Annotated in this window: 14 protein-coding genes; 12 read left to right on the forward strand and 2 right to left on the reverse strand. The window is 71.1% G+C overall.

All coding sequences use genetic code 11. From position 1 onward, the window contains the following. Nucleotides 1-30: 30 nt before the first annotated feature. Genes aroC through M3Q23_16605 form a run of 5 tightly spaced genes read left to right on the forward strand, consistent with a single transcriptional unit; the run spans nucleotide 31 to nucleotide 4,297 of the window. Nucleotides 31-1,194, forward strand: a complete 1,164-nt coding sequence (aroC, locus tag M3Q23_16585; GenBank protein MDP9343672.1) for a chorismate synthase — start codon at nucleotides 31-33, stop codon at nucleotides 1,192-1,194. Next, nucleotides 1,191-1,685 (forward strand): shikimate kinase, encoded by a 495-nt coding sequence (locus M3Q23_16590; GenBank protein ID MDP9343673.1) that lies wholly within the window; start codon nucleotides 1,191-1,193, stop codon nucleotides 1,683-1,685. The genes aroC and M3Q23_16590 overlap by 4 nt, the downstream gene beginning before the upstream one ends. Before the next feature lie 28 nt (nucleotides 1,686-1,713). Continuing rightward, nucleotides 1,714-2,808 carry a 3-dehydroquinate synthase gene (gene aroB, locus M3Q23_16595; protein MDP9343674.1) on the forward strand — a complete coding sequence of 365 codons (1,095 nt, stop codon included), beginning with the start codon at nucleotides 1,714-1,716 and terminating at the stop codon, nucleotides 2,806-2,808. Then, on the forward strand, nucleotides 2,805-3,239 hold the full coding sequence (locus M3Q23_16600; protein ID MDP9343675.1) for a 3-dehydroquinate dehydratase: 435 nt from the start codon (nucleotides 2,805-2,807) through the stop codon (nucleotides 3,237-3,239). Before aroB ends, M3Q23_16600 begins: the two co-directional genes overlap by 4 nt. After that, on the forward strand, nucleotides 3,224-4,297 hold the full coding sequence (locus tag M3Q23_16605) for an aminopeptidase P family protein (GenBank protein MDP9343676.1): 1,074 nt from the start codon (nucleotides 3,224-3,226) through the stop codon (nucleotides 4,295-4,297). Before M3Q23_16600 ends, M3Q23_16605 begins: the two co-directional genes overlap by 16 nt. A 20-nt stretch (nucleotides 4,298-4,317) precedes the next feature. Here M3Q23_16605 and M3Q23_16610 read toward each other — a convergent pair whose 3' ends face one another. Further along, nucleotides 4,318-5,571, reverse strand: coding sequence for a transposase (locus M3Q23_16610; protein MDP9343677.1), 1,254 nt, complete (start codon nucleotides 5,569-5,571; stop codon nucleotides 4,318-4,320). A 226-nt stretch (nucleotides 5,572-5,797) separates the two neighbouring features. Between M3Q23_16610 and efp the strand changes: the two genes are divergently transcribed. Beyond that, the gene (efp, locus tag M3Q23_16615; GenBank protein MDP9343678.1) at nucleotides 5,798-6,361 is read left to right on the forward strand and encodes an elongation factor P; all 564 of its coding nucleotides are present in this window, start codon (nucleotides 5,798-5,800) and stop codon (nucleotides 6,359-6,361) included. 5 nt (nucleotides 6,362-6,366) lie between these two features. Next, nucleotides 6,367-6,834: a transcription antitermination factor NusB gene (gene nusB / locus M3Q23_16620; protein ID MDP9343679.1), complete on the forward strand. Its 468-nt coding sequence runs from the start codon at nucleotides 6,367-6,369 to the stop codon at nucleotides 6,832-6,834. Nucleotides 6,835-6,885: 51 nt separating this feature from the next. Here nusB and tatA read toward each other — a convergent pair whose 3' ends face one another. Continuing rightward, nucleotides 6,886-7,098, reverse strand: a complete 213-nt coding sequence (tatA, locus tag M3Q23_16625) for a twin-arginine translocase TatA/TatE family subunit (protein ID MDP9343680.1) — start codon at nucleotides 7,096-7,098, stop codon at nucleotides 6,886-6,888. A gap of 99 nt (nucleotides 7,099-7,197) precedes the next feature. On the opposite strand from tatA, the gene M3Q23_16630 reads away from it, so the two are divergent. From M3Q23_16630 to carA, 5 genes are all read left to right on the forward strand, one after another. Further along, complete coding sequence (locus tag M3Q23_16630; GenBank protein MDP9343681.1) at nucleotides 7,198-8,184, forward strand: ornithine cyclodeaminase family protein; 987 nt, start codon at nucleotides 7,198-7,200, stop codon at nucleotides 8,182-8,184. A 562-nt stretch (nucleotides 8,185-8,746) separates the two neighbouring features. After that, nucleotides 8,747-9,322 (forward strand): bifunctional pyr operon transcriptional regulator/uracil phosphoribosyltransferase PyrR, encoded by a 576-nt coding sequence (gene pyrR, locus M3Q23_16635; GenBank protein MDP9343682.1) that lies wholly within the window; start codon nucleotides 8,747-8,749, stop codon nucleotides 9,320-9,322. After that, on the forward strand, nucleotides 9,322-10,233 hold the full coding sequence (locus tag M3Q23_16640) for an aspartate carbamoyltransferase catalytic subunit (GenBank protein ID MDP9343683.1): 912 nt from the start codon (nucleotides 9,322-9,324) through the stop codon (nucleotides 10,231-10,233). The genes pyrR and M3Q23_16640 overlap by 1 nt, the downstream gene beginning before the upstream one ends. Then, entirely contained in the window at nucleotides 10,230-11,540 is a 1,311-nt protein-coding gene (locus tag M3Q23_16645; protein ID MDP9343684.1) for a dihydroorotase, read from the forward strand. The genes M3Q23_16640 and M3Q23_16645 overlap by 4 nt, the downstream gene beginning before the upstream one ends. 25 nt (nucleotides 11,541-11,565) lie before the next feature. Next, a partial coding sequence (carA, locus tag M3Q23_16650; GenBank protein ID MDP9343685.1) for a glutamine-hydrolyzing carbamoyl-phosphate synthase small subunit occupies nucleotides 11,566-12,555 on the forward strand: 990 nt, incomplete at its 3' end.

Genomic DNA, 12,555 nt, shown 5'->3' on the forward strand with positions numbered 1-12,555 from the left:
GGCACGCTCCCCGGCCCCTATAGTCTTGGCATGCTGCGGTCCCTGCGGTTCCTCGATGCCGGCGAGTCGCACGGCCCGGCCCTGGTGGCCGTCCTGGAGGGACTGCCGGCCGGCGTCCCGGTGTCGATGGACGCCCTGAGGCGCGAGCTGGCCCGGAGGCGGCACGGGTACGGCCGCAGCGGCCGCCAGCGCCTGGAGACCGACCCCGCCGAGATCCTGGGGGGCGTCCGCCACGGACGGACCCTGGGGAGCCCGGTGGCGGTGTCCATCCCGAACGCGGAATGGGCTACCAAATACCGGGAGCGGATGGGGGTGGAGGGGTCGCCGGACCCCGCCGAGCGGCTGACCAGGCCTCGGCCCGGCCACGCGGACCTGGCCGGCATGCAGAAGTACGGCTTCGACGATGCCCGAAACGTCCTGGAACGCGCCAGCGCCCGGGAGACCGCCGCCCGGGTGGCGGCGGCGTACTTCTGCAAGTCGTTCCTGGCCGAGCTGGGCGTGACGATCGTGTCGCACGTGGTGGCGATCGGGAACGTGCGGGCACCGGCCCGGGCCCGCGTGCCGGGGCCCGAGGACACCCACGGTGTGGACCGGTCGCCGGTGCGGTGCCTGGACCCGGGGGCATCCTCGCGCATGGTCGAGGCCATCCGGCAGGCACAGAAGGCCCGCGACACCCTGGGAGGGGTGTTCGAGGTGCTGGCGTACGGAGCCCCGCCGGGCCTCGGGTCCCACGTTCACCTCGACCGGCGCCTGGACGCCAGGCTGGCCATGTCCCTGATGAGCATCCAGTCGGTCAAGGGAGTCGAGGTGGGGGACGGGTTCGCCTCGGCGGCCCGGCCCGGATCCCGGGCCCACGACGAGATCGCCCTGGTGGGAGGGCGGCTCCGGCGGCGGACCGGGCGGGCCGGGGGCATCGAGGGCGGCATGAGCACCGGAGAGGCGATCCGGGTCCGGGCCGGCATGAAGCCGTTCTCCACCCTGGCCAGGCCCCTCGGCACCGTGGACGTGGCCACGGGGGAGGCGGCGGTGGCGATCCGGCAGCGCTCCGACGTGTGCGCCGTGCCGGCCGGGGCGGTGGTGGGGGAGGCCATGGTGGCGCTGGTGCTGGCCGATGCGTTCGTGGAGAAGTTCGGCGGCGACTCGCTGGCCGAGACCCGCCGGAACCTCCAGGCGTACACGGCGGGACTGTCGTGAGCGGGCACGTGTACCTGGTGGGGATGCCCGGTTCCGGGAAGTCCACCGCCGGCCGGGCCCTGGCGCAGATGCTCGGGCTCCCGTTCGTGGACCTGGACGACGAGATCGAGCGGGCGGCGGGGTGTTCGATCCCCGAGATCTTCCAGGAGCAGGGGGAGCCCCGGTTCCGGGAGCTGGAACGGGAAGCGCTGGAGCGGGCGGCTTCCGGCCCTCATTGCGTGGTGGCCTGTGGGGGAGGGGTTCCTCTGCGCGAGGACAACCGTGTCCTGATGCGTTCTACCGGGACGGTCGTGGCGCTGGACGTTCCCGTGAAGCGCCTGTGGACCCGGGTCGCGGCCGGAATGCCCCGGCCGCTGGTCACGGGACCCGTGGACGTCCGGCGGATCGACCGGGAGCGCAGAGCCGTTTACCGGGACGTGGCCCACCACCGGGTGGACGGCGCCGGCGAGCCCGCCGAGGTGGCGGGGCGGATCGCGGAGGCACTCCGGTGAAGCCGGCACAGGTCCTGGAGGCACAGCGGTGACGCGGATACCCGTCGCGGCGGCCGGTTCCTCCTACGACGTCGTGGTCGGTTCCGGATTTCTGGGCCGGGCCGCGGCCCACCTTCCCGATCTGGGCGCCGCCGAGAAGGCCTTCGTGATGGCGGACCATCAGGTTGCGACGCTGTACCTGGACTCGCTCCAGGTGGGGCTGGCCATAGAGCCCTGCTCGCTCCAGTCCATCCACCTTCCGGTCCCCCAGGGCGAGCAGGCCAAGACCATCGCCGTGGCCGAGGCCCTGTACCACCAGCTGGCCCTCCAGCAGGCCCACCGCAGCGACGTGGTGGTGGCCCTGGGCGGGGGCGTGGTGGGGGACCTGGGCGGGTTCGTGGCCGCGACGTACATGCGAGGGGTCCCGTTCCTCCAGGTCCCAACCACCCTGACCGCGCAGGTCGACGCGGCCATCGGCGGCAAGACCGCGGTGAACCTGCCCGCCGGGAAGAACCTGGTGGGGGCGTTCCACCAGCCCCGGGCGGTGCTGGCGGACGTGGCCACGCTGGCCACGCTGCCGGAGCGCGAGTTCCGCTCCGGGCTGGCCGAGGTGGCCAAGTACGCGCTGGTCCTCGACGCGGGGCTCCTGGACCTGCTGGAGCACCGGGTGGACGCCGTCCTGGCCCGGGACCCGGCCACCCTGGAGGACCTGGTGGCCCGTTCGGTTCGGGCCAAGGCGGCCGTCGTGGCCACCGACGAGCGCGACGAGGGTCCCCGGCTCGTCCTCAACTACGGCCACACCCTCGGCCATGCCCTGGAGCGCATGGACCAGTTCCGGGGGCGCTCGCATGGAGAGGCCGTGGCCGTGGGGATGGTCTTCGCGGCGAAGCTGTCCGAGCGGCTGGGCATGGCCGGATCGGCGCTGGCGGCCCGCCACCAGCGGCTGCTGTCCGCCCTGTCCCTGCCCACCGGCGGTCCGCTGCCCGAGACGGAGGGCATCCTGGAGGCCTTCCGGCTGGACAAGAAACACCAGGGGAGTGTCCGCTTCGTGCTGCTGGAGGACGTGGGGGCCCCCCGCGTCGTCGACGCGGTCCCGGAGGCGGTCATCCGCGAGGTGCTGGAGGAGATGGGGGCGGGCCGGTGAAGGTGTTCTTCCTGCTCGGGCCGAACCTGGGCGCGCTGGGGCGGCGCGATCCGGGCACGTACGGGACGCAGACGCTCGACCAGGTCCGCGAACAGGTCGAGGCCACCGCGGGCCGGCTCGGACACGAGGTCGGGTGGCGCCAGAGCGACGCCGAGGGGGACCTGGTGCGGGCGCTGCTGGCCGCGCCCGCCGACGGATATGGAGCCGTCGTGCTGAACCCGGGGGCGCTCTCCCACTACTCGTACGCGGTGCGGGACGCCGTGGAGGCCTGCGGGCTGCCGGTGATCGAGGTCCACATGTCGAACATCCACGCCCGCGACGAGTTCCGGCGGCGCTCGGTGGTGTCCGCGGCCTGCCGCGGCGTCATCACCGGGCTGGGGGCCGGCGGGTATCATCTGGCCCTGGAGGCCCTGCCGTGGATTTCCAGCTGAGAAGGAACCGTCTCGCCACGCGTCTGCCGGAGTTGGAGGTGGATGCGTTCCTGGTCACGCGCCTTCCCAACGTGCGCTACCTGATCGGGTTCACCGGCTCGAACGGGCAGGTCCTGCTGTCCGCCAGCCACGGCGTGTTCTTCACCGACGGCCGGTACACGGAGCAGTCCCGACGGGAGGTACCCGACCTCGAGCGGCGGACCTACAGCGTCGATTTCGCCTCCGCCTTCGCACAGGCCTGTCGCGACACTGGCGCCACACGTGTGGCCTTCGAGTCCGGCGGCGTCACCTACCGCTTCTACGAGGACCTCCGGGAGAAGGCCGGCGACGTCGAGCTGGTCTCCACCCGGGAGGAGATCGAACGGCCCCGGTGGATCAAGGAGCCCGACGAGATCAACATGATCGAGCGGGCCCAGGCCATCACGGACGAGGCGTTCGATCGGATCCTCCCGAAGCTGGTGGAGGGGATCACGGAGCGGGAGGCGGCCCTGGAGCTGGAGTGGGCCATGCGCCAGGCCGGCGCGGAGGGGCTCGCGTTCGACTCCATCGTGGCCTTCGGGGAGAACGCCGCGGAGCCACACCACCATCCCACCGACCGCGCGCTGGCCCGGGGCGACGTGGTGAAGATGGACTTCGGAGCTCTCTACGCGGGGTACCACGCCGACATGACGCGGACCGTGTCCTTCGGCGAGCCGCCGGAGGAACTTCGCGAGATCCACGCCATCGTGTCCCGGTCCCAGCAGGCCGGGATCGACGCCGTGCGGGCGGGAGTGGTCGGCAAGGATCCCGACGCTGCGTCCCGAAAGGTCATCGCCGACGCCGGGTACGGCGAGCGGTTCTCCCACTCGCTCGGCCACGGGGTCGGCCTGGAGATCCACGAGGGGCCCACGCTCCGGGGGCCCTCCGAGGACGTCCTGCCGGAGAACGCCGTGGTGACGGTGGAGCCGGGGATCTACGTGCCGGGCCTGGGCGGCGTCCGGATCGAGGACATGGTGGTGGTGAGGCGGGACGGGTGCCGGGCCATCCCCCGGTCGACCAGGGACCTCGTGGTCCTGTGAGACACCCTTTGTCAACCTCCTCACGCAGCGACGGGCTTGAGAGCCCGTTCGCGGTTGGCCACATGGGTCGCCTCGTCGTACGACACGCCCTTGCGCAGGCAGTGCCAGAGCACCTCGAGCCACCGGTTCCCCAGGGCTCGCAGGGCGGCATGGTGGGTTTTCCCCCGGGCCCGCTGGGCGTCGTAGAACTCCCGGGCCCACCCGGAACGAGAGAGCGAGCAGAACGCCCACTGCTGCACGGCGTTCGCCAGATGGCGGTTGCAGGCCTGGCGGCAGGCCACCACGAACTCGCTTTTGCCCGAGCGTCTCGTGACCGGGGCCTTGCCCCCGTAGCATTGCAGCGAGTTCGGCGTGGAGAACTGCTCCAGATGGTCGCCGATCTCACCGGCGACCCTGGCGGCGAGACGGGAACCGAGGCCCGGAAAGCTCAGGTAGATCTCGCCGTCAGGGACCGCCTGCCCCTGGTCTTGTCCTCCCGTGGCCGCCAGCTCGGCCAGGAGCTGGCCCATCCGCCGTTCCCAGGCCCGGCGCTGCGCCCCGAGGGCGAGGAGCTGGGTGGCCGCCAGGCGGATGGTGTCGGCCTTGGCCCGCACGAGGTAGGCCTTGGGAACAAACTGGGAGGAGCCGAGCGCCTCTCGGAGCCTGCTCACCGCTCGATCCGGCCAGCCATGGCGGGCCGTACGGAACAGCGCCTGCAGCGTGGCATCGTCGGCGGCCCGGGCGGCCTCCGCGGTCGGGTAGCGAGCCAGGACCTGCAGGAACGTGGGGGCCCCAAGGTCCTCGCTGGCGAAGTGAAGGGCCTCGGGGAAGGCAGCGATGAGGTCGGCCCGCAGCCGGTTCAGCAGCCTCCGCTCGTCCCGGGAAGCCCGCTCGTCGTCGCGGGCGATCGCTCGGATCTCCGCGGCGGCCTCTCCGTGGGGGATGAGCGGGCGGAGCACGGTGTGGCGGTCCATGGCCATGAGGCACAGGATCCTGGCGTCCTCGGAGTCGTCCTTCTTGCGGGCCGGACCGCGCCGGCGAGCCACCAGGTCCGGGTTCACCGGCACCACCGCGTAGCCCGCCTCCACCAAGGCCTCCACCAGGTGGCCGTGCTTGGTCTCGATGGCCACCCGGACCTCGCCCGGGTCGGACTCCAATGCGCCGATCCGCTCGATGAGCCGCCCCACCGCCTCGGGGCGATGGGCGATCGAGAACTCCTCGACGATCCCCTCGCCTGGTCGGCCCAGGGCCACCTGGTTCGCGTCCTCGGCCCAGTCGATCCCTACGCCCAGCACATTGCCTCCTTCCGTCGACGACCGATGTGGGTGGAGGCGCGGCGCCGTGCTGATGGACCAGTCCTCGCGGGACGACACCCTTGTGGGCGTCGGGCCTCCGGGACGAGCCCCAGGGGAAGCCGTCTCACGTCAGTCCTCGCGGGACAAGCGCCACAAGCTTTCCCCCAGGGCACGTCACGACCGAACCGTAGAGCCGACCACGCCTCCCGGGTGGGAGGGTAAAGCCATCAGCGTCTCCACCAACGACCTCAAGAACGGCATGACCCTCGAGCTGGAGGGCCAGCTGTGGACCGTCCTCGAATTCCTGCACCACAAGCCGGGCAAGGGCCAGGCCGTGGTGCGGACCAAGCTCCGCAACCTGAAGTCCGGCGCCGTGCTGGAGCGGACGTTCAAGCACGACGAGAAGGTCGGCCTGGCCATCCTGGAGAAGAGCGAGATGCAGTACCTGTACCGCGAGGGCGACTCGTACGTGTTCATGGACAGCGACACCTACGAGCAGCACCAGGTGCCGGCGGAGGTCATCGGCAACGCCGCGAGCTACCTCACCGAGGGCTTCTCGCCGGTGGTGTCCATGTACGAGGGGAACGCCATCGGCGTCGAGCTTCCCGCGGCCGTGGTGCTGACGGTGGCCAGGACCGACCCGGGCGTGAAGGGCGATCGGGTGTCGGGGGCCATGAAGCCCGCCACCCTCGAGACCGGGCTCACCGTGCAGGTTCCCCTGTTCGTGGAAGCGGGGGACAAGGTCAAGGTCGACACCCGCACGGGGCAGTACCTGACCCGAGAGAAGTAGCACCGGTGGGGGAGGAGGGCGCCACCGCCGAGCCGGGCGGGCGTCCGCGCAACCCGCTCCATCCCCGTCACGCGGGCAGGCGGCGGGCCCTGGACGTGCTGTACCAGGCCGACGTGACCGATTCCTCGCCCTCGCAGGTCCTTCGGGAATGGGCGGACTACGGGGAAGACGTACCTCCGTTCGCCCGCGAGCTGGTGGAGGGCGTCGAGGAGAACCTGGCGGAGCTCGACCGGCTCATCGCCGAGCACTCCGAGGGCTGGACGGTGGCCAGGATGGCCGTGGTGGACCGGACCATCCTGCGACTGGCCTGCTACGAGCTGCTGCACCGTCCCGACGTTCCGGTCTCGGCGGCCATCTCCGAGGCCGTGGAGGCGGCCACGGAGCTGTCCACGGCGGATTCCGGCAGGTTCGTGAACGGGATCCTCGGGAAGATCGCGAGGGAACGGGCAGAGACGGAGACGCCCTCGTCCTGAACCGGCCCGCGGGCGTGCGGTCCGGTGGGTCCGGCGGGCGGGGTGGGCCGGCTACTCGGAGGTGGTCGCGGAGGGGCGCTTCTCGTTCTCGGTGTCCTCGTCCTTCTGGTCGCCCCCCTCCTTGAGCCCCTTCTTGAACTCGTTGGAGGAGCGCCCCAGGGACCGGGCGATCTCGGGCAGGCGCTTCGCCCCGAACAGGAGCAGGACCGCGGCGAGGATGATGAGGATCTCGCCCAGGCCGAGCGTTTCGAACAATCCGAGCATCGACGTCTCCTTTCGCCCCCAGTGTAGGACTTCGTCGCCGAATCGCCAGAGCGTTCGGTCACGGTTCCGGATCGCCGGCCGGTGGCGAATAATCGCCTCGTGCTCATCCTGTCACGCTCCGAGGTGGAAGACCTCCTCGACCTCGACCTGCTGGTGGAGGCGCTGGCCGGGGCCATGCGGGAGGTCTCGGCCGGCAATGTGTCCATGCCGCCCCGCGTGGCGGCGCTGGTCCAGGAACGGGACGGCCTGCTGGGCGTGATGCCGGTGTACCTGCCCTCGGCCGGCATGCTGGAGACCAAGCTGGTGTCGCTGTTCCCTCGCAACGCCGGGACGGGCGTGCCCACCCACCAGGCCGTCATCGTTGCGTTCGACCCGGAGACGGGGACCCCGGTGGCCCTCATGGACGCCACGTCGATCACCGAGATCCGGACGGCGGCGGGTTCCGCCCTGGCCACCCGACTGCTGGCCCGGGAGGATGCGTCGGTGCTGGCCATCGTGGGCACCGGCGTACAGGCCCGGTCGCACGCCCGCGCGGTGACCCGGGTCCGGCAGTTCGAGGAGATCCGGGTGGCCGGACGGGACCGCGAGAGAGCGGCTGCGTTCGCTGAGCGAGTGGCGGAAGAACTGGACCTCGCGGTCCAGCCGGCCGGTTCCTACGCCGAGGCGCTGGACGGGGCCGACGTGGTGTGCGCCACCACCCACGCCCTGGAGCCCGTGGTGCGCAGGGAATGGCTGGCGTCCGGTGTGCACGTGAACTCCGTCGGGCTGAACCCGAAGGGGCGGGAGGTCGATGCGGAGACCGTGCGGGACGCCCTGGTGGTGATCGAGGCGAAGGCGTCGACCCTGGCCCCCACCCCGGCCGGGGCGAACGACCTGACCTGGGCCGTGCGCGACGGCGTGGTCGACCAGTCCCACGTGCAGACCGAGATCGGCGAGGTCCTGGCCGGCAGCAAGCCCGGACGGACCTCCCCCGACCAGATCACCCTGTACAAGTCCGTGGGCATCGCCGCCCAGGACGCCGTCGCGGCCGCGCTGGTGCTGTCGGCAGCCGCCGCCCGCGGAGCCGGCCTGGAGGTCGAACTCTAGGTCCGGCCCTCGAGCATCTGGAGCCAGTCTCGAATGGCTGCGTGGCTCGGCGCGTCGATAGGCATGGACCAGGACGCGTACGTCAAGGGGCTGGACGTGAGTCCATCAGCTTGAGGAGGGAGGCGGAGCTGTCCAAGTCGACCCCCGGCAGGAGCCTGCGTCCGGCGAAGGTCGGAAGCTCCCGCGACGGCCCGTCACCGCCAGGCTCTCCGCGACGCGCGAGCGAGGCACGAAGGGCGTCCTCGATGACAGCCTTCAGCGTGCGTTCTCATGCATCAAAAAGCATCCAGTCCATTGATCGATATGTCGAACGTCGAGTCCCGGTTCCGGGTCTGGTGCTCCAGAGGAACCAGGCTCCGGTCTGTCGTGGTTCCATCTCCGCCTCGCTTGATGAGGTCTCGGGGCCCGGGTATGCTGCCCTGCGAGGAACTTCCCCTTTAAGGACCGGTCCTGTGAGGCCGGGAAGGGAGGACGAGACGTTGACGAACCGGCACGCCCTGCCGCCCTCGCGGCCGGGCGATTCTTCGTGATGGGTGCCACGGCCGGCTCCGGCTCCGGCCAGATGCAGAGCCGGCTGATGGACGAGGCGGAGATCCGCCGGGCCCTCACCCGGATCGCCCACGAGATCCTGGAGCGGAACAAGGGCGCCGGTTCGCTGGCCCTTGTGGGCATCGCCGCTCGCGGCGACGACCTGGCCCGGCGGCTGGCCGCGGAGATCCGGCGCATCGAGGGTGCCGACGTCCCCGTGGGGGTCCTGGACATCACCTTCTACCGCGACGACATCGGGCTGCGCGCGGAGGCACCCGAGGTGCACGAGACCCGGATCGGGTTCGACATCACCGGGCGAACCGTGGTCCTGGTGGACGACGTGCTGTTCACGGGCCGGACCATCCGTTCGGCCATGGACGCGCTAGTGGACTTCGGGCGCCCCCGGGCGGTGCAGCTGGCGGTGCTGGTGGACCGGGGGCACCGCGAGCTTCCGATCCGGGCCGACTACGTGGGGAAGAACGTGCCCACCCGGGCCGACGAGCAGGTTCGGGTGGCGGTTGCCGAGACGGACGGAGAGGACCTGGTGGTCCTCGAGGCGGGACCGGGGGCGTCGCATCGTGCTTCGCCAGCCGGCAAGGGGGAGGAATGATCAAGCACCTGCTGTCGATCACGCAGCTGTCGAGGGACGACGTGACCCGGATCCTGGACACCGCGGACTCCTTCCGTGAGGTCGGGACCCGGGTCATCAAGAAGGTGCCCGCCCTGCGGGGCCGGACGGTGGTGAACCTCTTCTACGAGAACTCCACGCGGACGCGGATCTCCTTCGAGCTGGCGGCCAAGCGGCTGTCCGCCGACGTCATCAACTTCTCGTCTGGGGGCTCGTCGGTGTCGAAGGGGGAGAGCCTGAAGGACACCGCGCTGACGCTCCAGGCCATGGGAGCGGACGCCATCGTGATACGCCACTCCTCGTCTGGCTCGCCCGCCACGCTGACCCGATGGGTCACCGCGAGCGTGCTGAACGCCGGTGACGGCACCCACGAGCACCCCACCCAGGGGTTGCTCGACATGTATACGATCCGGGAGCGGTTCGGGCGGATCGAGGGCCTTCGGGCCGCCATCGTCGGCGATGTGCTGCACTCACGGGTGGCCCGCTCGCTGACCTTCGGACTTTCGAAGATGGGGGCCGAGGTGACGCTGGTCGGCCCGCCGACGCTCATCCCGCCCGGGGCGCGTGCCTGGGGCGCCGAGGTGTCCTACGAGCTGGACCCCGTGCTCCCCAAGCTGGACATCTGCTACATGCTCCGGGTGCAGCGAGAACGCCAGCGCCAGCAGTTCTTCCCCAGCGTGCGGGAGTACACCCGGCTGTACGGGCTGTCCCGAGATCGCGTCGCCTTGCTGCCCGAAGGTTGCATGATCATGCATCCTGGACCGATGAACCGGGGCGTGGAGATCGCCTCCGACGTGGCCGACCTGCCCCAGTCGGTGATCACCGAGCAGGTGACGAACGGCATCGCCGTGCGGATGTCGCTGCTCTACCTGATGCTGGGAGGTGGGGCATGACGCCGGCCCGGGTGCTGTTCCAGGGAGCCCGGCTGGTGGACCCGGCCGCGGGTCACGACGGCGTGGCCGACGTGCTGGTCCAGGACGGCCTGGTGACTTCCGTGGAAGGGCCGGGGATGAGTCCACGCTCACCGGGCGTCACGGTCCTGGACTGCGACGGGCTGGTCCTGGCGCCCGGCCTGGTGGACCTGCACACGCACCTGCGCCAGCCCGGCCGGGAGGACAAGGAGACCGTCGAGACGGGATCGCGTGCGGCCGTCATCGGCGGCTACACGGCCATCACCGCGATGGCCAACACCGACCCGGTGGCCGACAACGTGGCCGTGATCCAGGAAGTGCTGGCGCTCGCGGAGCGGGCCGGGATGTGCGAGGTCCACCCGGTCGGCGCCATCACCACCGGGCTCGCCGGTGAGGCCATGTCGGAGATCGGCGAGATGGCCGCCGCCGGCGTCCGTCTGTTCTCGGACGACGGCAAATGCGTCCAGCGCTCGCGGGTGCTCCGGATGGCGCTCGAGTACGCCCGGGCGTTCGACGTGGTGATCGCGGAGCACTGCGAGGAGGAGTCGCTGGCGGGAGGGACCCAGATGCACGAGGGGTACTCCTCGTCATTCCTGGGCCTGGCCGGCCAGCCGTCCGAGGCCGAGGAGATCATGGTGGCCCGTGACCTCCTGCTGGCGCGGTTGACCGGGGGAAGGCTGCACCTCTGCCACCTGTCCTCGGCTGGTTCGGTGGAGCTGGTGCGGCGCGCACGCGCGGAAGGCGTGCGTGTGACCGCCGAGGTCACGCCCCACCACCTCGCCCTAACGGACGAGGACCTCACGGAATACGACACGAACCGGAAGGTGAACCCGCCGCTGCGCTCGAGGGATGATCGTGACGGACTGCGAACGGGCCTGGCGGAGGGCGTGATCGATGCCGTGGCCACCGACCACGCGCCGCACGCCGTCGAGGACAAGGAACAGGAGTTCGACCAGGCCCCGCCCGGAACCATCGGCCTGGAGACCGCGCTGGCGGTGGTGCTCACCGAGCTCGTTCACCCGGGGCGGCTGACGCTCGGGCGGGCCGTCGAGGCCATGTCCACGTCGCCGGCCCGGATCCTGGGGGCATCCGGTCACGGGGGACCGGTCGAGCCGGGACGCGACGCGAACCTGGTCGCGTTCGATCCGGACGCTGAGTGGGTGGCGGAGCCGCCGTTCGCCTCGCGGAGCCGGAACTCGGCCTTCCTGGGCCGGACGCTGCGGGGCAAGGTCGTCCACACGATGTTCGGGGGCGAGCTGGTCGTTCACGAGGGAAAGGCCCAGCGGTGATGGCGGCGGCCGCGCGGGAGCCCGCGTGGCGGTGACCGAGGCGCTGCTGGTGCTGGAGGACGGCTCCGTGTTCCGCGGGACGGGCTTCGGGGCTGACGGCGAGACGTTCGGCGAGGCCGTGTTCAACACCGCCATGTCCGGCTACCAGGAGGTCCTGACGGACCCCTCCTACGCGGGGCAGGTCGTCACCATGACCTATCCGCACCAGGGGAACTACGGCACCAACCACGAGGACGGTGAGTCCTCGCGCGTGCAGGTGGCGGGCTTCGCCGTGCGCGAGGTGGCCCGCCGGCCCTCCAGCTGGCGGTCGGAACGGTCCCTGGCCGACGAGCTGGCCGCAGCCGGGGTGGTCGGGATCGAGGGCATCGACACCCGCCGCCTGACCCTCCGGATCCGGGAAGCCGGAGCCATGCGCTGCGCCGTCTCCACAGAGGACCTCGGTTCGGAGTCGCTCCTGGCCCGGGTGCGGGAGTCCGCCGGCATGGAAGGAGCAGACCTGGCCCGGAAGGTGTCCACGCCGGCGCCCTACGAAGCCCGCGACGTGGTCGGCCCGGCTTCGACGGAACCCGGCCGCGTGTTCCGAGTCGCCGCCTACGACTTCGGCATCAAGCGCAACATCCTCCGCCGCCTGGCCGCCGCCGGGTGCGAGGCCACCGTCTTCCCCGCCGAGACGCCGGCCTCAGAGGTTCTGGCGGGAGGGTTCGACGGCGTATTCCTCTCCAACGGCCCCGGCGACCCCGCAGCAACACGGTACGGAATCCAGGCAAGTGGGGAGCTGCTCGGCAAGATCCCGGTCTTCGGCATTTGTCTCGGCCACCAACTGATGGCCCTCGCGCTAGGGGCGCGGAGCTACAAGCTGAAGTTCGGCCACCGAGGCACGAACCAACCCGTTCTGAACGTGGACACAGGGAAGGTCGAGATCACGAGCCACAACCACGGGTTCGCAGTGAAGTTCGACGAAGCGAGGGAGCCGGACCTGCGGAAAGGGCCGGAGGACCTGGGAGGGCCCCAGGTC

The sequence above is a fragment of the Actinomycetota bacterium genome, from assembly GCA_030774015.1.
Classification (GTDB): domain Bacteria; phylum Actinomycetota; class UBA4738; order UBA4738; family JACQTL01; genus JALYLZ01.

What these genes read in the sequence shown, in the direction of transcription:
- aroC (MDP9343672.1), top strand. Translation starts at nt 31, where the DNA reads ATGCTGCGGTCCCTGCGGTTCCTCGATGCCGGCGAGTCGCACGGCCCG.
- M3Q23_16645 (MDP9343684.1), top strand. Translation starts at nt 10,230, where the DNA reads ATGACGCCGGCCCGGGTGCTGTTCCAGGGAGCCCGGCTGGTGGACCCG.
- tatA (MDP9343680.1), bottom strand. Translation starts at nt 7,098, where the DNA reads ATGCTCGGATTGTTCGAAACGCTCGGCCTGGGCGAGATCCTCATCATC.
- pyrR (MDP9343682.1), top strand. Translation starts at nt 8,747, where the DNA reads ATGCAGAGCCGGCTGATGGACGAGGCGGAGATCCGCCGGGCCCTCACC.